This window comes from Agrobacterium sp. ST15.13.015 (genome assembly GCF_027871645.1).
Classification (GTDB): Bacteria; Pseudomonadota; Alphaproteobacteria; order Rhizobiales; family Rhizobiaceae; genus Agrobacterium; species Agrobacterium leguminum.
The window spans coordinates 123784-147345 of the sequence record NZ_JAQAHF010000011.1 but is presented as its reverse complement, the minus strand read 5'-3'; the positions used below and the strand labels follow the sequence as shown (position 1 = coordinate 147345).

At 58.6% G+C, this 23562-nt stretch carries 24 protein-coding genes and 1 tRNA gene; 12 read left to right on the top strand and 13 right to left on the bottom strand.

The window, feature by feature from the left end; translation table 11 throughout:
• Positions 1-80: 80 nt before the first annotated feature.
• The 8 genes from PIB16_RS18060 to PIB16_RS18025 form a co-directional block, all read right to left on the bottom strand.
• Positions 81-1862 carry a chloride channel protein gene (locus tag PIB16_RS18060; protein ID WP_271046095.1) on the bottom strand — a complete coding sequence of 594 codons (1782 nt, stop codon included), beginning with the start codon at positions 1860-1862 and terminating at the stop codon, positions 81-83.
• 21 nt (positions 1863-1883) lie between these two features.
• Complete coding sequence (locus PIB16_RS18055) at positions 1884-2708, bottom strand: MBL fold metallo-hydrolase (RefSeq protein WP_080856348.1); 825 nt, start codon at positions 2706-2708, stop codon at positions 1884-1886.
• A gap of 2 nt (positions 2709-2710) precedes the next feature.
• Positions 2711-3493 (bottom strand): TatD family hydrolase, encoded by a 783-nt coding sequence (locus PIB16_RS18050; RefSeq protein ID WP_125145702.1) that lies wholly within the window; start codon positions 3491-3493, stop codon positions 2711-2713.
• A gap of 11 nt (positions 3494-3504) precedes the next feature.
• A complete protein-coding gene (gene metG, locus PIB16_RS18045; RefSeq protein WP_271046094.1) occupies positions 3505-5055 on the bottom strand; it encodes a methionine--tRNA ligase in 1551 nt (516 codons plus the stop codon).
• A gap of 303 nt (positions 5056-5358) precedes the next feature.
• Positions 5359-6384, bottom strand: a complete 1026-nt coding sequence (locus tag PIB16_RS18040; protein WP_271046093.1) for a DNA polymerase III subunit delta' — start codon at positions 6382-6384, stop codon at positions 5359-5361.
• Positions 6377-7051 carry a dTMP kinase gene (tmk, locus tag PIB16_RS18035; protein WP_271046092.1) on the bottom strand — a complete coding sequence of 225 codons (675 nt, stop codon included), beginning with the start codon at positions 7049-7051 and terminating at the stop codon, positions 6377-6379. Before tmk ends, PIB16_RS18040 begins: the two co-directional genes overlap by 8 nt.
• A 136-nt stretch (positions 7052-7187) precedes the next feature.
• Positions 7188-8360: a D-alanyl-D-alanine carboxypeptidase family protein gene (locus tag PIB16_RS18030; protein ID WP_271046091.1), complete on the bottom strand. Its 1173-nt coding sequence runs from the start codon at positions 8358-8360 to the stop codon at positions 7188-7190.
• A gap of 75 nt (positions 8361-8435) precedes the next feature.
• Positions 8436-9524, bottom strand: coding sequence for a septal ring lytic transglycosylase RlpA family protein (locus tag PIB16_RS18025; RefSeq protein ID WP_121490272.1), 1089 nt, complete (start codon positions 9522-9524; stop codon positions 8436-8438).
• 318 nt (positions 9525-9842) lie between these two features.
• On the opposite strand from PIB16_RS18025, the gene PIB16_RS18020 reads away from it, so the two are divergent.
• The 8 genes from PIB16_RS18020 to PIB16_RS17985 all read left to right on the top strand — a co-directional run bounded on the left by PIB16_RS18020 (position 9843) and on the right by PIB16_RS17985 (position 14727).
• Positions 9843-10181, top strand: coding sequence for a hypothetical protein (locus PIB16_RS18020; protein ID WP_080856352.1), 339 nt, complete (start codon positions 9843-9845; stop codon positions 10179-10181).
• Positions 10182-10429: 248 nt separating this feature from the next.
• On the top strand, positions 10430-11572 hold the full coding sequence (locus PIB16_RS18015) for a tyrosine-type recombinase/integrase (protein ID WP_271046090.1): 1143 nt from the start codon (positions 10430-10432) through the stop codon (positions 11570-11572).
• Positions 11573-11844: 272 nt separating this feature from the next.
• Entirely contained in the window at positions 11845-12048 is a 204-nt protein-coding gene (locus PIB16_RS18010; protein ID WP_135396801.1) for a helix-turn-helix transcriptional regulator, read from the top strand.
• Positions 12049-12050: 2 nt separating this feature from the next.
• The gene (locus tag PIB16_RS18005) at positions 12051-12566 is read left to right on the top strand and encodes an AAA family ATPase (RefSeq protein ID WP_271046089.1); all 516 of its coding nucleotides are present in this window, start codon (positions 12051-12053) and stop codon (positions 12564-12566) included.
• On the top strand, positions 12539-12886 hold the full coding sequence (locus PIB16_RS18000) for an HK97 family phage prohead protease (protein ID WP_271046088.1): 348 nt from the start codon (positions 12539-12541) through the stop codon (positions 12884-12886). Before PIB16_RS18005 ends, PIB16_RS18000 begins: the two co-directional genes overlap by 28 nt.
• Positions 12873-14078 (top strand): phage portal protein, encoded by a 1206-nt coding sequence (locus tag PIB16_RS17995; protein ID WP_271046087.1) that lies wholly within the window; start codon positions 12873-12875, stop codon positions 14076-14078. Before PIB16_RS18000 ends, PIB16_RS17995 begins: the two co-directional genes overlap by 14 nt.
• A complete protein-coding gene (locus PIB16_RS17990; protein ID WP_162696678.1) occupies positions 14075-14419 on the top strand; it encodes a phage head completion protein in 345 nt (114 codons plus the stop codon). Before PIB16_RS17995 ends, PIB16_RS17990 begins: the two co-directional genes overlap by 4 nt.
• The gene (locus tag PIB16_RS17985; RefSeq protein WP_271046086.1) at positions 14416-14727 is read left to right on the top strand and encodes a hypothetical protein; all 312 of its coding nucleotides are present in this window, start codon (positions 14416-14418) and stop codon (positions 14725-14727) included. The genes PIB16_RS17990 and PIB16_RS17985 overlap by 4 nt, the downstream gene beginning before the upstream one ends.
• A 45-nt stretch (positions 14728-14772) precedes the next feature.
• Here the strand turns inward: PIB16_RS17985 and PIB16_RS17980 are convergent, their stop codons facing one another.
• From PIB16_RS17980 to PIB16_RS17965, 4 genes are all read right to left on the bottom strand, one after another.
• Complete coding sequence (locus PIB16_RS17980) at positions 14773-15582, bottom strand: hypothetical protein (protein ID WP_271046085.1); 810 nt, start codon at positions 15580-15582, stop codon at positions 14773-14775.
• A gap of 147 nt (positions 15583-15729) precedes the next feature.
• Positions 15730-15819 (bottom strand) — tRNA-Ser (locus tag PIB16_RS17975).
• Positions 15820-16399: 580 nt separating this feature from the next.
• Positions 16400-16627, bottom strand: coding sequence for a hypothetical protein (locus PIB16_RS17970; protein WP_080856353.1), 228 nt, complete (start codon positions 16625-16627; stop codon positions 16400-16402).
• A 15-nt stretch (positions 16628-16642) separates the two neighbouring features.
• Positions 16643-16906 (bottom strand): hypothetical protein, encoded by a 264-nt coding sequence (locus tag PIB16_RS17965; RefSeq protein ID WP_035261275.1) that lies wholly within the window; start codon positions 16904-16906, stop codon positions 16643-16645.
• Between the two features lie 137 nt (positions 16907-17043).
• Here PIB16_RS17965 and PIB16_RS17960 point away from each other — a divergent pair, with 137 nt between their 5' ends.
• From PIB16_RS17960 to PIB16_RS17950, 3 genes are all read left to right on the top strand, one after another.
• Entirely contained in the window at positions 17044-17763 is a 720-nt protein-coding gene (locus tag PIB16_RS17960) for a hypothetical protein (protein WP_271046084.1), read from the top strand.
• A gap of 138 nt (positions 17764-17901) precedes the next feature.
• Positions 17902-19395 (top strand): D-alanyl-D-alanine carboxypeptidase family protein, encoded by a 1494-nt coding sequence (locus tag PIB16_RS17955; RefSeq protein ID WP_082710415.1) that lies wholly within the window; start codon positions 17902-17904, stop codon positions 19393-19395.
• 83 nt (positions 19396-19478) lie between these two features.
• Positions 19479-19739: a hypothetical protein gene (locus tag PIB16_RS17950; RefSeq protein ID WP_003502750.1), complete on the top strand. Its 261-nt coding sequence runs from the start codon at positions 19479-19481 to the stop codon at positions 19737-19739.
• A gap of 96 nt (positions 19740-19835) precedes the next feature.
• Here PIB16_RS17950 and gyrA read toward each other — a convergent pair whose 3' ends face one another.
• Positions 19836-22628 carry a DNA gyrase subunit A gene (gene gyrA, locus PIB16_RS17945; protein WP_271046083.1) on the bottom strand — a complete coding sequence of 931 codons (2793 nt, stop codon included), beginning with the start codon at positions 22626-22628 and terminating at the stop codon, positions 19836-19838.
• 217 nt (positions 22629-22845) lie between these two features.
• Between gyrA and PIB16_RS17940 the strand changes: the two genes are divergently transcribed.
• Complete coding sequence (locus PIB16_RS17940) at positions 22846-23475, top strand: MarC family protein (protein ID WP_003525062.1); 630 nt, start codon at positions 22846-22848, stop codon at positions 23473-23475.
• The last annotated feature ends 87 nt before the right edge of the window (positions 23476-23562 follow it).

Below are 23562 nucleotides of genomic sequence, written 5' to 3'. Positions count from 1 at the left end.
TTTCCGCAAATAACTGAGGTGAATTTAGATATAAAAAAAATAATTATATCAATAATTAAAACTGACAATCTAATGTAACATCAAAACTCACCTGATGCCTCCCGGCGTCTTAAGTCCAGTTCTTCGCTATAGCGCCTCAGCGTATGGCTTTCGGTAAGCAATCCGACAGGCCGATTTTCGATCTTGTCATTGACGACAACCAGCGCTTCGCTCTCCGCCGCATCGAAGGCTGCCGCCGCCTGGCGGGCATTCATGGTCGGCAGCAGCACATCGTTCTTGTATTGCAGATAGGTTTCGAGGCTGATCTTGCTGGGGTCGCGATCCATCGGGTCCGCGTAAATTTCCGGCACGAGGACGATGCCCGCATAACGCCCGTCATCATGGGTCATGATTACCCGTTGCGTCGAACCGAGCGGGAACTTCTCCTTGAAGGCCGGGAGGCCCATGCTGACATTGGCCTTGCGGATATCGGCGCGCATCATCCTGCCGACCGTCAGGTCGCGGATCCAGCCAATATCATGGGCGCTGCGAATGCTCTCGCCCCGCAGGTGAAAACGCCAGGTGGCGAAGGAGTAACCGAAGGTCGTGCGCACCACCAGCGAAGTGGTGATGACGGCGGCAAGCACCAGCGCCGTGATCTGGAAGTCGCCTGTCAGTTCCAGCGCCAGAAACGTCATCGTCAGCGGACCGCCGATGATGGCTGCGGCAAAGGCGCTCATGCCGATCACGGCATAGACGATGGGCGCCGTCGAGCCATAGCCGATATAGGGTGCGCAGAGCGCGAAAATCTTGCCCAGCAGCGAGCCCATGAACAGCGACGCGAAAAACAGGCCGCCACGGAAATTCGAACCGATGGAAATGGCGCTCGCCGCCGCCTTCAGCAGGAACAGCCCGGCCACCCCGTATATCGTCAGTTCCGCATCGATATTGAGATGCAGCGCCCCATGGCCGCTCGACAGCACCTGCGGTGAAATCAGCGCGAGCCCGCCCACCGCCACGCCGCCGATGGCAGGACGCAGCCAGCCCGGAATGGCGCTTTTGCGTGCGGTTTCTTCGATGAAGGACACCGCCTGCATCAGCACGATGCCGATGGCCGCACACACGACGCCGAGAAAGACGGCGGGCACATAATCCGCCGGTGTTACACGGCTGGCATCGACAATATCGATCGAGATACCATGGCCGCCGATAATCCCTATGACCGTCGTCGCCACCAGTGCCGAGACGATGAGCGGCGCAAGCGTCACCACGGTATAGGTGCCGATGATGAGTTCGATGGCGTAGAACGCCCCGGTCAGAGGCGCATTGAAGGCAGCAGCAATCGCGCCCGCAGCGCCGCAGCCGACAAGGATACGCATGTCCCCTCGCCGCAGCTTCAGCTTGATGCCGATCTTCGAGGCGACGCCGCTGGCGATCTGGGTGTAACCGGCCTCCAGCCCAACGGACGCGCCAAAACCGTTGGAGACGATATTCTGCACGCAGACGATGATGCTGTCCGTCAGCGACAGCCGGCCGCCATGCAGCGCATTCGCCTCGATGGGGTCGACCATGGGTTTCTTGCGGGTCTTCGAAAGGATGAAGATGATCAGCCCGAGCACGATGCCGCCGATGATCGGGCCGACAAGCACGATCCGTCCGGAAAGATCGCTGCTGCTCAGCCGCTCGACGCCGAAAACCAGCAGATGCAACGCCGTGCTCAAGGCGCCGATCAGCGCCACCAGAAGGCCTGCCGCAATGCCGATGAAGACGGCAAGGAGCACCAGTCCCAGCTCGCCCCGCCGAAACATCGCGCGCAGCCGACTGGCGCGCAGATTGTCGAAGAAGCTCGCCATACTGGGTGCACGGAAAGGCTTGGTCGACATGCTGTTCCTTTTCAGGCGGCGTCAGGCTGCTTCGATCTCGATCTCGAAACGCATCTGGTCATAGGCCGGTTCGACATGATCAGGCGTTTCCCGCATCACCGTCTCATAATCGAGCGGAATATGCATGTGGGTCAAGATCGCCCTTTTGGGTGCGAATCTCTCGATCCAGCCAAGCGCCTGTTCCAGTGAAAGATGGCTGGGGTGATAACGGTGCTGCAGCGCGTCGATGACGAGGACATCGAGACCGGCAAGCTTCGGCAGGCTTTCTGCCGGAAAATCGCTGACATCGGTGCAATAGGCGACGTCACCAATGCGGAAGCCCAGCGAATGCACATCGCCATGCTGCTGCATGTGCACGTTGAACGGGATCGGCCCGCCTGCCCCATCGATGACCAGCGCCGCGTCGATATCGGCGATGATCCGCGGTTCGACGATGGGCGGATAGCTGCTGCCCGGCGGGGTCTCCAGGCAATAGGCGAAACCGTCCTTTATCCGCGCCATGGTAATGGGATCGGCATAGATCGGAATGCGGTTTTGCTGAAGGGCGAAATAGATGCGCAGATCGTCGATACCGTGCAGATGGTCGGCATGAGCGTGGGTGTAAAGCACCGCATCCACCGCCTCCACCTTGGCCGCGATCATCTGTTCGCGAAAATCCGGACCGGTGTCTATGACGACAGTCGTCCTGCCGCCATCCGGGCCGATCTGCTCAACCATGAAGGCCGTTCGCGTGCGTCGGTTCTTCGGGTTTTCGGGATCGCAGGCGCCCCAGTCGCCGTTGATGCGCGGCACGCCGGGCGACGACGCGCAACCGAGAACCGTAAAGCGACGACGGTAGATTGCCACACCTACACCCTTGTCATCTTGGAAAAGCAGCGGAAGGCGTTTTCGGTGGTGATTTCGGCCATGCGCTCATAGGAAATGCCATGCACCTCGGCCAGAACCTCAGCGGTATTGACCACGTAGGACGGCTCGTTGCGCTTTCCCCGCCAGCGCTTCGGCGCAAGATAGGGCGCATCCGTTTCCACCAGCAGCCGGTCCAGCGGCACGGTGGCGGCGATATCGCGGATGTCCTGCGATTTCGGGAAGGTCAGAATGCCGGAAAAGGACACATAACCGCCAAGCTCGACACCGGTTTTCGCCAGCTCGGGACCAGCGGAAAAGCAGTGGAGAATGAAGGGGAATGGTCCCTTGTCGCTTTCGGCGCGCAAAATAGCGGCCATATCGTCATCGGCGCTACGGCTGTGGATGACAAGCGGAAGCTTCGTTCGTCTTGCGGCCTCGATGTGGCGAATGAGGCCGGTCTTCTGGTCTTCCGGCTTCTGCGTATCGTAGAAATAATCCAGACCCGCCTCGCCGATTGCCACGATCTTGTCACGGCTCTCCGCCAGCCGCACGAGCTCATCGGCGGAAATATCCAGTTCCTCATCGGCATTGTTCGGATGCGTGCCAACCGAACAGAAGACCGACGGATATTTTTCCGTGATCTTCAAGAGTTCGGGCAGCCGGCGCACCCGGGTCGAGATCGTCACCATCTGGCTCACACCAGAAGCATGGGCGCGGGCGATGATATCGTCGCGCTCAGCCTCGAAATCGGGAAAATCCAGATGGCAATGTGTATCGATCAGCATGGGTCTGGCCTTCACGCTTCCGGTGCGACGTAACGCGGGAAGACCGGCTTCGGTGCTTCCAGCGGCGTGCCCGGAACCAGACGGCCCGCTTTGCCGAGTGCTGCAAAATCACGTTTGTCGGCAGGGGCAGCAACGAGATCCAGCAGCTTCTCGCAGGATTCCGGCATGAACGGCTGCAGAAGAATGCCGATCTGGCGCACCACTTCTGCCGTGACGTAAAGCACGGTGCCCATGCGCTCGGGATCGGTCTTCTTCAGTGCCCACGGCTCCTGAGAGGCAAAATAGCGGTCGGTCTCCGAGACGACGGCGATGATGGCCGCAAGCGCGCGGTGGATGAGCTGCTTGCCCATTTCCTCGCGGCAGAGCGCCAGCAGCCCATCGGCGGAAGCCAGCATCGCCTTGTCTTCTTCGGTGAACTCACCGGGCGTCGGAATCTGGCCGTCGCAATTCTTGACGATCATCGACAGCGAACGGCTGGCGAGATTGCCGATACCATTGGCAAGATCGGCATTGATGCGGGTGGCGATGCCCTCTTCGCTATAGCTGCCGTCCTGGCCGAAGGAGACTTCGCGCAGGAAGAAATAACGGACCTGATCGAGACCGAAATGGTTCACCAGATTGGCCGGATCGACGACATTGCCGAGCGACTTCGACATCTTCTCGCCCTTGTTGAGCAGGAAGCCATGCGCATAGACCCGCTTGGGCAGCGGCAGCTTCGCGCTCATCAGGAAAGCCGGCCAATAGACCGCGTGGAAGCGGATAATGTCCTTGCCGATGATATGCACGTCGGCCGGCCAATATTTCGCACGCGGGCCGTTTTTATCCTCGATGTAACCAGTCGCGGTTATGTAGTTGGTCAGCGCATCGACCCAGACATACATGACGTGTTTCGGATCGTTCGGAACCTTGATGCCCCAGTCGAAGGTGGTGCGCGAAATCGACAGGTCCTTGAGGCCGGATTTGACGAAGGAGATGATTTCGTTGCGGCGTTCTGCCGGGCCGATGAACTCCGGGTTCTCCTGATAGAGCTTCAGCAGCTTGTCCTGATATTCGGAGAGCTTGAAGAAGTAGCTTTCCTCCTCCACCCATTCGACCGGCGTGCCCTGCGGCCCGTAACGAACGCCGTCAGCGCGCACTTCCGTCTCGTCCTCGGCGTAATAGGCCTCGTCGCGCACGGAATACCAGCCGGCATAGCTGTCCTTGTAGATGTCGCCGCTGTCGGCCATCAGGTTCCAGATATTGCGCGAGGTCTCGTGGTGACGCTCTTCCGTGGTGCGGATGAAATCGTCGTTCGAGGCGTTGAGCAGCTTACCCATCGCGCGGAACTGGTCGGAATTGCGCGCAGCCAGTTCTTCCGGCGAAATGCCTTCCGCCCGCGCCGTCTGCTGCATCTTCTGGCCGTGTTCATCGGTGCCCGTCAGGAAGAACACATCCATTCCATCCAGGCGCTGAAAGCGTGCCATGGCGTCCGTCGCAATCAACTCATAGGCATGGCCGATATGCGGCTTGCCGTTAGGATAGGAGATCGCGGTGGTGATGTAGAATGGTGTCTTGTCTGTCATGACGGTCTATCGACTTTACAGGCTGTTTTTTTGATAGACCGCTCTTAAACCATTGTTCGCAGCAGCGAAAGGCAGAGCGTAAGTTTTGTACGACCGCTTGCAGACAAAGCGGATTTGGCGAGCGCTTGGCTCCGCATTCCGTCACCCCGGACTGGATCCGAGGTCCAGGGCGATCAAGTCCTTGATCGCAAAAGACTCTCTTCACGGCGCGGACGCGCCGTGGCTGGATGCCGGATCCAGTCCGGCATGACGGAACAGAATTTATGCACCGTCGAATCGTACATTCCGTACGATCCCTCGTCTTCAAACGCCGCGAATATCCTCCAGAATGGAAAGCACCATCTGCTTCTTGTCGAGATTATAGGCCTGCGCCACAGTAATGCGTTCGGAGAGCGTCGAGGAAAGCCGTGCATGTTTTTCCGCCGCCGCTATATCGCCCGCCATCGCCGCCGCCCTTGCGCGCTTCATGAGCTCTTCCGTCACATGCTCCATGAAGAAGCCGAGAACGATGTCGCCGTCCTTCTGTGCCAGAACCTCGGCAAGCTTGTGCATCTGCTTGCGCACGCCGGGCCCTTCGGAAGCCATGACCTGCGCAAAGACCTCGACAATGTCGGAGCCGCCGTAATTCATCAGCTTCAACGCCTGCGCCACGCTGCCCTTGGAGGCGGCAAGCAGGGCGTCGCGCTTTTCGCCTTCCGGGCTGATGCCGAGATGATCGAGGGACTGCACCATGGCCGCATCGGAAAGCGGCAGGAGCCTCAACGGCATGCAGCGCGAACGGATGGTCGGCAGCAATTTTCCCGGCGCATGGGAGAGAACGAGGAACATCGCCCGTTTCGGCGGCTCCTCCAGTATTTTGAGGATCGCATTCGCGGCGTTGCGATTGAGATCGTCGGCGGGATCGATGATGACGATACGCCAGTTGCTGGTGCCGGAGGTCTGCGAAAAGAAGTGCCCTGCCCGCCGCACCTCGTCCACCGTAATGGCGGATTTCACGCGGCCGGTCTTTTCATCTACAGGACGGGTCAGATGCAGCAGATTATGCGAAGCGCCCGCCGTGATCTGCCGGCTGACGAGAGATTGCGGATCGGGATCGGCGAGAAAATCCGGCGCCAGCGAGGGATCGGGATGGTTGAGCACGTGATTGGCGAAACGGAAGGCAAGCGTCGCCTTGCCAATCCCCTCCGGCCCTTCGATCAGAATGGCATGATGGCCCTTGCCGGAGCGATAGGACTGCGCGAGGAAGGCTTCCGCTTCCTCATGCCCGAAAAGCCTCGTGTTCTGCTGCGGCGCAATCGCACCGTCGAGAACGCCCTGGACCTCACTCATGCGCCGCGCCCGCTGCTGTTTTCAGCTGTTCGAGCAAGGGTTCGACAAAGGACATGACATCCTCCGCCACTTTTTCTTCCGGCTGGTCGGCGTTGACGATCCGGCAACGACGCGGCTCGGCGAGCGCGATGTCGAGATAGGCCTCACGCCGCTTCTCGTGGGTCTCGATTTCCTCTTTTTCGAACCGGTCCGGCGCAGCGCCTTCATCCGCACGCTTTCTGGCGCGGGCGAGGCCCTTTTCGGCGGCAATATCGAAAATCAACGTCAGTTCCGGCACGACACCGTCAATCGCGATGCGTTGCAACGTCTCGATGAAATCCGGCTCCAGATTGCCGGTCGTGCCCTGATAGACGCGGGACGAATCGAGGAACCGGTCGCAGAGCACGATCTCACCGCGAGCGAGCGCCGGGCGAATGACCTCTTCGACATGGTCGTTGCGCGCCGCCGCAAACAGGATCGCTTCCATGCGCACCCCAAAGGATTCGGCAGCACCCGAGAGCAGAACATGCCGAACGGCCTCCGCACCCGGAGAGCCGCCCGGCTCACGCGTCACGACCACCTCGAAACCACGGCCGAGAAGCGCCTCGGCAAGCGTGCGAATCTGCGTCGACTTGCCGGCGCCTTCGCCGCCTTCGAAGCTGATGAACAATCCGGTCTTTTCGGCCAATGTCACGTCCTGCGAGGAATTCACGTCAATGTTGAAATGCCTGTTTACAGCATCGAACGGAAAAGTGTGAAGCGCTTTTCAGAAAATCCGGTGGCTGAACAAAAGCATAGGAACAAGGCTGCCGTGGAACAGGCTTTCAGAGCCAGAACAGCAGCAGTTCCTTCAGCGCGCCTGTCGCATTCTGGGTGAGCGACCCCTTGCCGACTGCCGCCTTCGTATAAAGCGGTACTTCCCGCAACAGGCGCTCGCCCGAAAAAATCTTAAGCGTTCCGGCATTCGCCCCGACGTCCAGCGGTGCATTCAGGGGCCAGCGATAGACGATGCGGCCGGAAATACGATCCGGATTATTGACCGGTACAAGCACGCTGACATCTTCCTTCGGCGAAAGATCGATATGCGAAACATCGCCGCCATAAACGCTGACAGACCCGACGGCTTCGTCCTTGCTGAAGAGATGGCGTTTTTCAAAGGCGGTCAGGCCCCAGTCCACCACCCGGCGGGCCTCCTCCTGCCGCGTCTTGTCGTCCACGATGCCGGCAAGCGCCAGATAGACCCGGCGGCCGTCCCGCTCGGCCGAAACGACAGCGGCAAAACCGCTGCCTTCCGCAAAACCGAGACCGAGACCGTCGATACCGCTGCCGGGCATCAGCAGCGTATTCTTGTTGCGCTGGAAAATCCGGTTCCATTCGAAATCCGGTTTGGTGAAAAGCCCGTAACGCTCCGGATAGGTATCGCGCAGATGCTGCGCGAGACGCACCATGTCCCTCGCGGTCGTCCGGTTGCCGGGGTCGGGAAGCCCGGTCGAATTGGTGAAGGTGCTGCTGCTCATGCCCAGTTCGCCCGCCCGCGCCGTCATGCGCTTGGCGAAAGCGGCATCCGAACCCGCCATGCCTTCGGCAACGACGATGCAGCCGTCATTGGCGTTCTGCACAATGATGCCGGTCAAAAGATCGTTGATGCTGACGGAGGATTTCAGCGCCGCGAACATGGTCGAGGTGCGCGAGGGCGCGCCGCCCGTGCGCCAGGCATATTCGGAGACCGGATAAGCCGTCTCTGCCGTCACCTGCCCCTTTGACAACGCATCCAGCACCACTTCCACCGTCATCAGCTTGGCAAGCGACGCGGGCGGAAAAGGTTGATTCTCGTTTTGCGAAAGAAGCACCGTGCCGGTTTCGGCATCGATCATGTAAGCCTGTTCAGCCTTTGCGATGAAGGGGCCGGTCTGCGATTGCACCGGGCCTGCACTGAAAAACGCAAACGCTGCCGCTACGGCGACCGAACAATAGGAGCGATGAATGGCCTTGCGCATGAAACCGCCCAGTCCTGCCTGCCGTAACCGGCTGCCCGCGATAAAGGCGAGAGGCCAGCCGTATCCTTCAACCCGTCAGCGCGACTTCGCCTGCTGACGCTTCACATGGGCGAGTATCGATTGCTCGTTGAGCGCGCCACGGTCGACGAGAACGCTATCGAAGGCGCTCGCGGTCCTGGAGACCGTAGCCGATTCTTCGGAATAGGCCGCGGCAAATTTGGAGGAAGGCGTCGGCACGCGCAGATAATTGCCGCCAGGCGCCGCCGGCTCACGCATGAAATTGCCTTCCGGGCGCTCCGCCAGGATAGGACCGATTTCCGGCAGGATCGCGAACTGCTCGAAAGCCGGCGCCGGGCCGTTGACCAGCGGCATGGCCTGAAGCGCCGCATTCTTCTTGGAACCGACGAGCGCCGTCTGTGCGGAGCCACCATAATTCGGGTTGGACGCAGGAGCCGGAACGAAATTCGGCGAGGCCGAAGCCACCATCACGCCCGTCGCGATCTGCCCTTCGGGTGCTACACCCGGCGAACGCGAACCCTTCGGAATATAGGATGCCATCAGATAAGGCATGTCGTGACCATCGAGCGGTGCGCGACCGGCATATTGCACCCGCACATTGGCCGTGCCGGTGGCCTTCATGTCGAGAAGATCGGCCGTTTTGCTGGAAACGTCGATCAGGCGGCCTTCGTGGAACGGTCCGCGATCGTTGACGCGCACCAGAACCGAAGCGCCATTTTCCATGTTGGTGATGCGCGCGTAGCTCGGCAGGGGAAATGTCGGATGTGCGGCAGAAAGATGTTCTTTGTCGTAGACTTCGCCATTGGCGGTCAGGCGGCCATGGAAGGCGGAACCGTACCAGGAAGCAAGGCCGGTCTTGTTGTAACCCGGCTCTTCCTTCGGGAAATAGCGGCGGCCCTTGACGGTATAGGCATTGCCGATCAGCTCTCGCCCGCCGCCCTTGGGAATGGCCTTGCCATCGGCCACACGCGGGCTGGCTTTGACGCCATATTCGGATTCGGAAAAATATTCCTTGCTGCGCTTGGGCTTAGGCTTGGTCTCGGATGTCGTGGAACACGATGCGGTTGCGGCGCAAAGCACGGAAATTGCAAGCCACTTCACGCCCGACCTGGCGTTGATGCCGAGTTTCTTGACCGTAGAATTCAAATCGTCTGCCCCACGCTGCTATTGGCTCGGAGAACCGCACCCTCACTTGCCTCGATTATTTGCCCCTGCCATCGAAGCACCTAACAGTCGCTTAATCTTGTGCATAACGTGGCGAAAATGCGAACGACTTCTGCAAATTCGATAAAATTGTAACGAACGTGGTTAATGATTTCTATCTTTTGAGCCCACCCATCGGGCCGGATTTGCCCGCCTCAACATCTCCCGCTCACCGCGTCTGCAAGGAACAAACGGACGGCAACCGCGTTCTCTCCCCGCAAACAAACGAGCTTTCCGCCGGTTTCGGCTGAGGGAGGAAACATGATCAAGCTTATGAAAACCACAGCTCTTGCGATGGGCATCGCCCTGGTATCCTTCGCCGCGCCGATCCCCGCAGGTGCGCAGGACATGGAACTCAGAATCGGCCCCGACGGCGTTCGCCCCGTCATCCGCGATCGTGACCGGGACGCAGACCGCCGCGGCCCGCCCCGCATGCGCGGCTGCAGCGAACGCGAAGCCCGCGCCGCCGCCCGTGAGGCAGGTCTGCGCGATCCCGAGGTCGTGCGCGTCACGCCTGGTCGTGTCGTCGTTGAAGGCTTCACGCGCCGGGGACCGGATCGCATCACCTTCGCCAACGAACGGGGCTGCCCTGAAATCTGATTGAATGAACACATGGAACCCGCCGCAAGGCGGGTTTCTCATTTGCGCTGAATTCAAGCCATTCCAAAGCTGATTAACGCGATCGAGGCATCCCTCGTCGCAGCGTTGTTTGAATGATTTTTGCGCTTTATGGCAGATGGGGTGTCCGCCGATCCTCGTAACACATTGAAATTACGTGTTCATTAGCCTTGTAAATCGTCGTATTTTGCGTATTTTCCATGCCTAGGTTATGGCAACGGGAAATGACGATGGCGCGGAACAAGCTCACGGAAACGAAGATCAAGAAGCTTTCCACCGCTGGCATTTATAGCGACGGTGACGGTCTGTATTTACGTGTCAGGGCGGGCGGCTCAAAGCAATGGTTCTTCATTTATAAGAGAGACGGCAAGCGTACCGAGATAGGACTTGGCGGATACGGCCAAGGGACTGCGCCCGTTTCTCTTGATCTTGCCAGAGAGAAAGCCGAAGGCATCCGGCAGCGTCTGGCGCGTGGTGAGGAACTGGCGGTGCGACCGACCTTCGCTGCGATTATGGAAGACGTGATCCAAAAGAAGATGACCGAGTCCAAGAGCAAGGGCCATAAAGCTGCATGGCGCATGACGCTCGACAAGTACGCCGCACCGCTGCACAAGAAGGCCGTGGCCGACATTACACGTGATGACGTGGTTGAGACGCTCAAACCTATCTGGACAGAGAAGCCCGAAACCGCCGACCGGACCCGCATGCGCATTGCAGCCGTTATCGACCATGCCAAGGCGCGCGGTCTATATACCGGAGACAATCCTGCCGACTGGCGCGGTGGCCTCAAGGAATTGCTCCCTGCCCGCCAAAAGCTGTATCGCGGTCATCATGAGGCCATCGACTATAAGGCCTTGCCCGCTGTCATCAAGAAGCTTCGGGCGGCTAAAGGCGTGTCGTCTTTCGCAGCAGAATTCGCATGTTTGACTGCGGCCCGCTCTGGCGAGGCACGGGGCGCGGTTTGGTCTGAAATCGATCTAGACAACGCGCTATGGATCATTCCAGCGGAACGGATGAAGGCAGGCAAGGAACACAGAGTCCCGCTGTCGGCCCGTGCCTTGGAAATCCTTAAAGAGCGGCAGGAAATGGCCACAGGGGCGCTTGTTTTCGAAGGTGAGAGCGAAGGCAAGGCGATATCAGACACGGCCATGGTTAAGGCGTTGCGCGCAGCTACGGGCGGCACGGAGACGTTGCACGGCTTGCGATCCTCGTTCCGAGACTGGGCCGGTGACGAGACACATCACCCCCGCGAGGTCATTGAAACAGCTTTGGCGCACACGCTCAAAGACAAGACGGAGGCCGCTTATCGTCGGTCCGACGCGCTGGCGAAGCGGCGCAAGTTAATGGACGATTGGAGTGCTTATCTTGATTAATATCGCGACGAGGCCCCTTTTCGTAAAATGTGCAAAAAGGGAGTTGACGCGTAATAATCTTGCGTGTAGGAGACTGATTGTTACCTGAAGCGCGGAAGCCCTGCACGTCGAGAACGTTGCCTGCATTATGCGCCGACCCTAACAAATCCTAACAATTTGAACCTTGTCACGGCTTGACCGGCTGGATTTCTGCGCGCCCTCACGGGCTTGCAGCTGCCCGCACTGTCATCGCTGACGAAAGGAATGTCTTACGAAACAGCAGAGGAGCATCCATGTCCGAAAAATCTCTACCTCGCCTCATGTCGCCAAAGGAGGCTGCCGCCGAAACCACATTTTCCGCGATGCAGCTTGGCATTTTGAGCGCTACGGGCCACTTCCCGAAGCCAGTCCAACTATCGGCGCGCCGCATCGCTTACGTTCGTTCCGAAGTGACGGCTTGGCTTGATGAGCGCATTGCATCGCGCACCACGCATTAAAGATGGAACCGCATGCAGAAGACGACTCCCCCGGTTGGGGCGGAAAGTTCAATTTTGAGAAGATTGGTAGACGGCGGGCAGCCTTTAGCGCGCCAGCGCGGAAATCAAAGCCAAAGCCGGAACCGGAAGACGAGGCTGAAGAAGTCAGACTGACAGCAAGGCAGTTGATGCGGCGGAGATTTGAGAGGCCGCGCCAGATTGTGGAGGGCTTGTTCCCTGCCGGTTGCCTTCTTCTTGTGGGTCCTCCGAAGCAAGGGAAATCTTGGCTCTCTCTACAATTGGCCCGTTGCGTGGAAGCCGGAATCCCGTTCATGGGGCATCGAACCGAACAAGGTGACGTTCTTTATTTGGCGCTGGAAGACGGATTCATTCGCCTTCAGGACCGCTTGGGAAAGCAGGAAATCGAAGGCGCGGAATCATTCACCGATGCGCTGGATTTCCAAATCCAGATACCTACGGCGGAAAAAGGCGGCCTGAAGGAGTTGGAGGAATGGCTGATAGCGCGTCGGGCAGCCTGATCCTCGAAGAGGATCAGAAAGGACTCCGTTTCGAACTAGATTTGCCAGACACACAGCTGGGCCGCGATATCGCTTCACTTGCTGCCCGCCATGATATCGGCGGCATGTCGTTCGGTTTCAACGTCCCGGAAGGCGGCGACGAATGGCACGGCGAAAAGCGGACCCTGAAGGCCGTTGACCTTCGCGAAATCAGCGTTGTGCAGGCGTTCCCGGCATATTCTGGCACGTCTCTTGCCGTCCGGTCGCGCAAGCCAATGACCGACGCACAGCGCCGCATTCGAATCTTGGAATTGGAAGGAGGTGCATATGTGGCCGTTTAAGGCAAAGGAAACGCGCGCTGTCTCTTCAAGCGATCCGTTCCTAGGCGAATTCCTTCGTGCGCGCTGGCAGGCCCGTGCCGACATTGAGAAGGCCAGCGGCCATGCCGTCGCCCATCGGTGTATTCAGCTAATCGCGGAACAACTGGCAGCCGTGCCGCTGAAGGTCTACCGGAGAACGGATGACGGTGGCCGGGAAGCGGCCTCTGATCATGCGCTATACCCAGTGCTGAAAGATACGTTCTCGCCACTCCTGACGGCCTTTGAAGGCCGGGAATGGATGAATGTTTCGGCGCTAATGTACGGCAATGCTTACGCCCGGATTGAACGGAATGGCCGCAGCCAGATTACCGCGCTGCATCCAATTCCGTCGCCTTCGGTCACGGTGGAACGACTGTCAACCGGACGCCTTCGCTATAAGGTCGCTTTGGCGAACGGCGGAACGGAAACCTACACGCAAGACGAAATCTTGCACGTGCGCTACCGGACGAAAGACGGCGTTCTAGGTCTGTCGCCTATCCAGATCGCAAGCGCCACCTTCGGCCTTGCCTTGGCTCAACAGGACACGGCAGGCACAGCGGCTGAGAATGCATTTCGACCGGCTGGCGCTCTGGTGTTTCCTGAAAAGCTCGGCGGCGCTGGTAAAGACGAGGCAATCAAGAAATTCAAGGATCGATTTGTCGGGCAACTCAAGGCGAACGAAGTCATGGTGCTGGATGGTGGGGCGAAGTTCGAAACTTTCCAGTTCAACAGCCGAGACTCCGAATTTCTCGAAAGCCGCAAGCTGTCAAATCTGGATATCTGCCGCGTCTATGGCGTTCCGCCGTCTGCCGTGGGCATCACCGACGATGCGACCTACAGCAACATTGGCGAGGAAAGTCGCGCCCTTGTGACTCGAGTCCTTGCGCCGTGGGCCAAGCGAATCGAAAGCGTCTACAACGTCACGCTGCTTTCGCCGGAGGCTCGAAAGACGCACTACATCGAGCACGATCTTTCCGGCCTGCTTCGTGGTGATTTGGCTACCCGCTACGCGGCTTATAAGATTGGCCGTGAAGCTGGATTCCTGTCGGTGGATGAGATTCGCGGCTTTGAAAACATGAGCAAGGTTTCGGGCGGTGATACGTACATGGAGCCGTTGAACATGGCCCGTCTAGGCGTGTCACAAAATGCCCAGGCATCGGAGGTGCAGCAGTGACCGGGGGCGGCGATCTTCGCCGTTCCTTCGGCTTCTGGAAACCAACTGACTCGAATGACGGTTTCGGGACCGTCATTCCCGGCGCTGGCCCGCCAGCTTTGCAATTCACCACGGCTGGCCGGTTCCGCGTCCTGAATGGTGACGAGATTTACCTTAACGGCGTGGTGAGCGGCACAAGGATGGTGGAAGTCACGATCAGAATGCAGCCGAAGTCAAAGACGGTTAACACAACATGGTTCATGCGCGATACCCGCGATAACCGCAGATACAACATCAAGCTAATGACGCCTTCAGAGAAAGGGGATTTCATTACATTTCGAGCAGAGGAGGGAAAGCCGTGAAGGTAAAGACTATCAGCATTGAGCCTATCAGTAAGGGCCATGACCGGGAAACGGGTTTCCGCAAGCTGGCGAAGGTGCAGTTCTTCCTTCCCGACATGCAGATGACGATCCGCGATGTAGTCTTGACGCACGACCACGAACACGGGTTCGCTGTGGCGCACGTCAAACCCAAAGAAGGGCAGTCAACGCTCCAATGGGTGCGAAACTCGCCTTTTGCCAAAGGTCTGACGGAAGCAGCAGCAACAGCTTACAGCGCCATGCTTGCTGAAGACTTGGAAGAACTCAAGGCGCTCTATAAGGCGGCCTAACCAGAGCCCCACGGTTGACCCCGTGGGGCTTTTCCACTTACTAGTTCATTCGATTGTATCAGCCGTCTCTACGGCGGCCCGCTTCTTTGCCATTGTTACCAACATATCTTCCCCCCATGCGGAAAAATCTGGTAGCCTCTGTTCGAATGTTTTCAAGTTCATCACGTAAACATTGTTCGATACCCGCCCGTATTTACCCGAATGATAGTTTTGACAATAAACAACCTCGTTAATCTCACGAGCGGTTAGGTTTTGATCACCTTCCTCAAAGTAACATTCATAAATAGGCCCATCCACCACCATCATGGGTACAAAAAAACAAACATCTCCCGACGTGTCAGAGTAAATTTCGTTGCAGTTGTCCCGCTGATGTATGGCAGCTTTGAACGCTGAAATTATGCCGGATTGGATATGCTGGGTCTGTCCAGTCTTGAAACAAGAATATGATCTTGCAAGACGTTCTACCCTTGCCATTGGACGTTTTCGCTCAATGTCTTCGTAGCTTAGAACATATCGATTTACCTTGTTCTTCCAATGAAAAATTCCATATCCTGCTGAGCCATCAAGCTTGCCTTTTTTGTTGGTGTAAAAAATGAATGGATCAGCCGTCTTTTTGACCTCGATACAAAGCGTGATCATACACGTCACTTCGGGCTTCACATCCAAACTTCCGAATATCCTATGGGCTCGAATGTCTAGCTCACGTCCCTTTCCTTCATCCTTATCGATGAAATAAACACTCTGAAAGGATTTCCAGTTGGCGTTAGCCAAAGCGGACGCGGCTCTCAACTCCGTTGCAAATCCTGCTTTTTCGGCAGCCTCTACGATTTTCTCTAACGGAATCGGCATCGCCATCCTCATGAATCGATTTTGAAATTTGAGCGCATAGTCACCGGGGTTCTATAATGCCCTGAACCATTCTATGCAAAAGAAAGACCAACAAACCGTCAAGTTATGGCAAGCGGAGAATTTTCTCTGCAAATATATGATTTTGTTGAGAAATGGCAGATGGGGTGGGATTCGAACCCACGGTACGCTCTCACGCACGCCGGTTTTCAAGACCGGTTCCTTAAACCACTCGGACACCCATCCATCGGTGGTGAGGCTTTATAGCGGTTTGAAAAAGGCCGTCAATCCCGCCCGGGCGAGCCGTGTCGCCCTTCTCTTGCGGTTGGCAGATCATTGCCCCGGGGTCGTTGCCGGCGGCAGCAGGGATCCGTCGCCTGAAGGTATCGAGGGCACCTGCTGAGCCGTATCGAATAGCGTCAGGCTCAAAACGATTGCGACAAGCACCAACAAAAGCGCCACGAAAAGGATTCCCGATTTATCCATGCGTCTGCTCATGTCACGTTATGTTAAAGGCGAATATGTGCAATTCGAGGCAATGCGAAGAATAAAGCGAAAGTCTGTCAAGTTGTCTTACAGATTTTACGAACTCATCGTTTAAAAATCTGCTGATTGAGCGAAATTTATGCATAGGCGTACTGTTTGGGACGGAAATGGCCTATCGCGTCAGCACTGTTGTCACTTATATCAACCCATCGCTCCCGGGCATTGCCCAACTTTCCCCGAGCGATCAACCTGCCCCGCCTCTTTGCGGGGCTTTTTTCTTTTTTGGCCAGAAGAAGAATCGCGGCCAAAAAGGCCAGCGGTTCTCCATACCGCCCTCGCCTCAGACGCCGATGCTCGGCCCGCCATTGCCATGCCGGCCGTCACCCCTGAGGATATCTTCGAACAGGTTCAGCAGCGCCGGCGGCAAGGTCTCGGACAATTCGGCGATGATTTCGTTGGCGCGATTATAGGAGTAGATGGCTGAGAGCGTCAGCACCAGAAGCACGATCCACGGCCAGATCGGCTTGCGCCTTTGCGGCGCTCCGTTTGGTTGTTGCGGTAAAGTCATGCTGGCACCTTCCCTTCAGGCCTTCACGCGCGGCTCGCCTCCGGGCGCATAGGCGGTTTTCTGCAGGAAACGGAATATATTGCCGCACTGGGCGCAGCGGATCATGAAATCCGTCGGATCGCCCGAGGCGCGCTCGGCGCGAAATCCGCGCGGCATTTCATCGATGCGAAAATCGACGTCCCGGCGGCTCTTGTCATCCGATTCCGACGCTTCGGCAAAACCCTGATGACCACATCTGGAACATTCGAGCTTCCGGGAATATCTGTCGCGCGCTGCCATATGCCGTCCTTTGCTTGGTGGTTATCAGGTAGCAGCGGCAAAACATCATTTCAATGCCGATCGCCCCGGGTTAAAGCTTTGCACGGCTATTTCCCGGCCGGAAACCCATCCGGCGGCCGGAATGAATATGGAAGCCCATGAACGACCAGAAACCCCTGCTTTCATCGTCACTCATGCTCCGGGCCGCTCTCATCGCCGGAATTCTTCTCGTCTTTCTCGGCGCCCTCAATGTCGGCATCAAATGGTATGGCGAGCGGATTCTTCAGGCGGGCCATACGACGGCCACCGAGGAGGTTGAGATCGTCATCGGCAACGACCGGCTGAAGCTTGCAAAAAACACCCTGCGGGCGCCTTCGGAGCGACTCGGCGGAGAGCGCGAGCGCGTCGACCTTTATCTGAGCTGGCCTGACCTCAAGGGTTATGAGGAGGCGAATCGCGCCGTCTTCGACGATCCGGCGCAGGCGGCAGGGCTGATCTTCATCCAGCTTTCGCAAAGCACCATGTCCGAGGACATGTCCGGTCGTTTCGGGCCGATCTATTCGAGGCTGACGGAGGGAGAGCCCGTGCCGCTGAAGCACGGCTTGCTGCTGCACCGCCTGCGCGCCGATTCCGGTTACGGCAAGGAAGTGATATTGACCGGCGAGCGCGAAGGCCAAAGCGCCTATGTGGTGCGCTGCCTGCTGCCGCAAACGCCGCAGGCGGCCACCGGCAGCGATTGCCAGAGGGATATTCACGCCGGACAGGACCTCAGCCTGTTCTACCGTTTCTCCTCCGCCCTGCTGCCACAATGGCAAAAGCTCGACGCGGATGTAAAAAACTATATCGAGCGCCGCCTCGTAAAAGACGGAAATCGGTGAAACAGCACGGCACAGATTGCGTGCGAAAAGTCGCATTTTATGGAAGGCAGATACCTTTCATAAACCACTTGGTAACGCCATCCCGATAAAGTTTCTTCCCGGAGCATCGGGCGGGGCGTGTCCGAGCGGAACAGAAATATGCGATTGAAGAGTTCAGCAGTGTTGAAAAGTCTATCTGGGGCACATTCGCGCAAAGCGGGTGCGACGTCTTTCGTAAGGTTTATTGCGCTAACCCTTGCTGCGGCGTTCATAACCGCAACATCCGTTCAGACCGCAAAGGCCGATCCGAAATATGCGGGTATCGTCATCGATGCCAAGACCGGCAAGGTCCTCTATGGAGAGGATCCGGACGGGCTGCGTTATCCGGCTTCGCTGACGAAGATGATGACGCTTTATCTGACATTCGAAGCGCTCAATACCGGACGTATCTCACTCGATTCCAAGGTGCCGGTGTCAGCCAACGCCGCCAAGGAGCCGCCATCCAAGCTCGGCGTGCGCGCCGGCGGCAGCATCACTGTGGAACAGGCTATCCTTGCACTCGTCACCCGGTCCGCAAATGACATGGCAACCGCGCTCGGCGAATATCTCGGCGGCTCGGAAGACCGTTTCGCCAGAATGATGACCGCCAAGGCCCGCGCACTCGGCATGACCCGCACGACCTATCGCAACGCCAACGGCCTGCCCAACACGGCGCAGATGACGACGGCACGCGACCAGGCCCGTCTCGGCGTCGCGCTTCGCCAGCATTTCCCGCAATATTACGGCTATTTCTCCACCCGCACCTTCAATTTCGGCAAGCAGGTTATCGGCAACCATAACCGCCTCGTCGGAACCGTGAAGGGTGTGGATGGCATCAAGACCGGTTATACCCGTGCAGCCGGCAGCAACCTTGCTACATCGGCTCAGCTGGACGGTCGCTCCATCGTCGCCGTCGTTCTCGGCGGCCGCTCCAGCGCTGCCCGTGACGCCACCATGCGCAAGCTTGTTGCAACCTACCTGCCGCAGGCATCGCGTGGCGGCAACAGCAACCTGATCGCGCAGACCCGCTCAGCGCCAGTCGAAGAGCCCGTCGCCGTAGCGGCTGCTGTTCCGTCCGTCGCAGTTGCAGCAACCGCAGCCGGCCTGCCCAATTCCGGTCCGGTGCCGCAGACCCGTTACGAAGAAGCCCCGGTCACTGCCTTTGCAGGCTCCTCTTCCAATGCAGCCGTCAAGGCCATGGAAGCCGCCACCTGGCAGAAGGGCAAGGATCCAATCAATCAGGCGCCCGCTGCACCGGACCGCAAGTTGATCACCAACTCGACCAAGGTGGACAATATCGTTACCGCCTCCACCACGGCGCCTGTCCTCTCCGCCCCTTCGGTTTCGGCCAGGTCCGAGGCTCCGCAGGGTGGCTGGGTGATCCAGATCGGTGCATCTCCCGATGAGAATTCTGCGCGCGGCCTGTTGCAGAACGCGCAGGAAAAGGGCGGCGCGGCACTGCGCTCCGCAAAACCCTTCACGGTCGCCTTCAGCAAGGACGGCTCCCAGATCTACCGCGCCCGTTTCGGCGGCTTCGATGGCCAGAACGCCGCGGTGAATGCATGCAATGCATTGAAAAAGAAAGGCGTCAGCTGCTGGGCGTCACTCCAGTAACAGACGTTTCCGCAGGCGGTGGTTCATGGTCGAAACATCGCCTGTCTCCTCGAAGTTTGTAATGTGTAGCGAGGCTTTCCAAGATGGCAGTCAACGAGAATTATTCGGACATTGCGTCTGGCAACGGGCATGGCAGCCTGTCGGTTCTGCATCCCATTCACGAGGCGGCGATGCGTATCGCCGATCTCGGTCTTAATCGTTCCAAGGCGAAGACACGCGATCTCGTGGCGCTGCTTCTGTCGCATGGCGCCCGCGCCTGGCGCTCCAACCAGCCGGAAGCGAACATCCACCTTCATGTCGCGAGCCGCTCGGGTCGCGCTCCGGTCCATATTCGCATTCGCTGAAAATCAAACGCAGTCGACAAGACAAAAACAAAAACCCCGCGGAGCCTGAGCGCCGCGGGGTTTTTCTTGATTGGTAACCGAAGATAACGAGGCGGCTTACGCCTCGCTGTCCGGTGCCTCCGGCGTATCCGGCAGATCGTCGGCGGCATCTTCGCCATTGCCGTTCTCTGCTTCGTCGTCGCCTTCCGGCTCGTTGATGCGCTCCACGGAAACCACCTTCTCATCCTTGGCGGTCGAGAAGATCGTCACACCCTTGGTGGCGCGGCTGGCGATGCGGATGCCGTTGACCGGCACGCGGATGAGCTGACCGCCATCGGAAACCAGCATGATCTGGTCGCCTTCTTCCACGGGGAAGGCCGCGACGAGTTCGCCGATCTCGTTGGTCTTCGAGGTATCGGTGGCGCGGATGCCCTTGCCGCCGCGACCAGAGGTGCGGAAGTCGTAAGAAGAGGAACGCTTGCCGAAGCCCTTCACGGAAACCGTCAGCACGAACTCTTCGCGTGCCTTCAGTTCCTGATAGCGCTCTTCACTGAGTTCGCCCTCTTCCGTCACTTCCTCGCCGACGAGCGCTATATCGTCCTCATCCACGCCTGCGGCACGCCGTTCGGTAGCCGAGCGCTTCAGATAGGCCGCACGCTCCCACGGTTCAGCTTCCACATGGCCCACAATGGTCATGGAGATGATGCGGTCGCCCTCGGCCATGTTTATGCCGCGTACACCGACGGAGTTGCGGCCGGCAAAGACGCGCACATCGTCCACGGGGAAGCGGATGCACTGGCCGAGCGCGGTCGTCAGCAACACGTCGTCGCGGTCCGTACAGGTTTCGACGGAGAGGATTTCATCGCCCTCCTCGTCCAGCTTCATGGCGATCTTGCCATTGCGGTTGACCTGCACGAAATCGCCGAGCTTGTTGCGGCGAACCGTGCCGCGCGTCGTCGAGAACATCACATCCAGCGTTTCCCAGGTCGTTTCGTCCTCGGGCAACGGCATGATGGTGGTGATGCGCTCGCCGGGCTCCAGCGGCAGCATGTTAATGAGGGCCTTGCCCTTGGACTGCGGCGTACCGATCGGCAGACGCCAGACCTTTTCCTTGTAGACGATGCCACGCGAGGAGAAGAACAGCACCGGCGTATGGGTATTGGCGACGAAGAGACGGTTGACGAAATCCTCGTCGCGCGTCGCCATGCCGGAACGGCCCTTGCCGCCGCGGCGCTGCGCCCGGTAGGTGGTCAGCGGCACGCGCTTGATATAGCCGAGATGCGAAACGGTGACGACCATGTCCTCGCGGGCGATGAGGTCTTCATCGTCCATATCGGGACCGCCCTCGACGATCTCGGACCGGCGCGGCGTGCCGAACTCGTCGCGGATGGCGACAAGCTCGTCCTTGACGATCTGCTGGATGCGCAGGCGCGACGACAGGATTTCGAGGTACTCGGAAATTTCCGCGCCGATCTTGTTCAGCTCGTCGCCGATTTCATCGCGGCCAAGCGCCGTGAGGCGGGCAAGGCGCAGTTCGAGAATGGCGCGGGCCTGCTCTTCCGAGAGGTTATAGGTGCCATCTTCATTGATGCGGTGGCGCGGATCGTCGATCAGACGGATCAGGCTTTCCACATCCTGCGCCGGCCAGCGCCGCGTCATCAGCTCTTCGCGGGCCGAAGCGGGATCGGGCGCATGACGGATAACCCGGATGACCTCGTCGATATTGGCAACCGCAATCGCCAGACCAACCAACACATGCGCACGCTCGCGCGCCTTGCGCAGCAGATATTTCGTACGACGGCTGACGACATCTTCACGGAAGGCCACAAAGGCGCGCAGCATGTCGATGAGCGTCATCTGCTCCGGCTTGCCGCCGTTCAGCGCCACCATGTTGCAGCCGAAGGAGGTCTGCAGCGGCGTATAGCGGTAAAGCTGGTTCAGGATGACTTCGGCATTGGCGTCGCGCTTCAATTCGATGACGACGCGATAGCCCTGACGGTCGGATTCGTCGCGCAGGTCGGAAATACCCTCGATGCGCTTTTCCTTGACCAGTTCGGCCATCTTTTCGATCATGTTCGCCTTGTTCACCTGATAGGGAACCTCGGTGATGATGATCTGCTCGCGGTCGCCGCGCATCGGCTCGATGGTGGCGCGGCCGCGCATGATAACCGAGCCGCGGCCGGTCTCATAGGCCGAACGGATGCCGGAACGGCCCATGATCAGCGCGCCGGTCGGGAAATCCGGGCCGGGAATGATCTGCATCAGCTCCGGCAGCTCGATCGCCGGATTGTCGATCATGGCGATACAGCCGTCGATGACTTCCGAGAGATTGTGCGGCGGAATATTGGTGGCCATGCCGACCGCGATGCCGCCTGCCCCGTTGACCAGAAGGTTCGGGAACTTCGCCGGAATGACGACCGGCTCCTGCAGGGTGCCGTCATAGTTGTCGCGGAAATCGACCGTTTCCTTGTCGAGATCGTCGAGCAGCGAATGGGCGGCCTTTTCCAGACGGCATTCGGTATAACGTTCTGCCGCCGGCGGATCGCCGTCGATGGAGCCGAAATTGCCCTGCCCGTCGATCAGCGGCAGGCGGAGCGACCAGTCCTGCGCCATACGTGCCAAAGCGTCATAGATCGCCGCATTGCCGTGCGGATGGAATTTACCCATCACGTCCCCGGTAACGCGGGCGCATTTGACGTATTTCTTGTTCCAGTCGATGCCGAGTTCGGACATGCCGTAAAGAATACGGCGATGAACCGGCTTCAGGCCGTCTCGCACATCGGGAAGCGCGCGGGACACGATGACGCTCATGGCGTAATCGAGATACGACCGCTGCATTTCCTCCATGATGGAAATCGGTTCAATGCCTGGCGGAAGTTTTCCGCCGCCGGGGGGGCTCTGGTCAGTCAAAACGGATCACATTCTCTGTTAAGAATCGGATGGATTTTTATAGCGGAAACAGCCACGTTAAGCCAATTTCCCGGCGAGTTTTGAACAGGCTTTTGCGTCATTTGCAAGACGAACGCCGCTTTTCACGATTTAGCCCGGCAAAAGCGCCGCCGCTCCCTTTCAAAGTGCCGGCGACTTGCGTAGGCTCCGCCCTAAAAACAGATAAGACGGGGAAAGAATGGCCAGCAGCGAAACGCTCATCAACGCGCTTACCACACTTCTGGTCACGCTCGATCCGCCGGGCCTTGCCCCCGTCTTTCTGGCGCTGACCGCCGGCATGACGCGCGACCAGCGCAGCCAGGTGGCGCTGCGCGGCTCCATCATCGCCTTTGGCATTCTCGCCGTCTTCGCGCTCTTCGGCCTCGCCATCCTCAATCTTCTCGGCATCTCGCTCGGCGCTTTCCGCATCGCCGGCGGCCTGTTGCTGTTCTGGATTTCGTTCGAGATGATTTTCGAAAAGCGCCAGGAGCGCAAGGAAAAGACCTCTGAGATCGCCATCACCAAGGACCACCTTCACAATCTGGCGGTCTTTCCGCTGGCGCTGCCCCTGATCGCCGGGCCGGGCGCCATTTCCGCAACCGTGCTACTTGCCGGCTCGATGAAAACCACCGTCGAGATGCTGGTGCTCATCCTGATCCTCGCTTTCGCCATGGCCCTCGTTTATGCCGCGCTGATCGTCTCGGAACGGATGGACCGTTTTCTCGGCAATACGGGCCGCGCGATCCTGACCCGACTGCTCGGCGTGCTGCTTGCCGCCCTTTCCGTACAGTTCGTGGTCGATGGCATAAAATCGGCCTTCGCATTTTGAAAGGCCAACCCTTGGCGGTGCCTGCGCAATAAATTCCCGCCAACCGCTGAAATGCCGGAAAATCCTCCCTTTAAATCCGACCGCCGC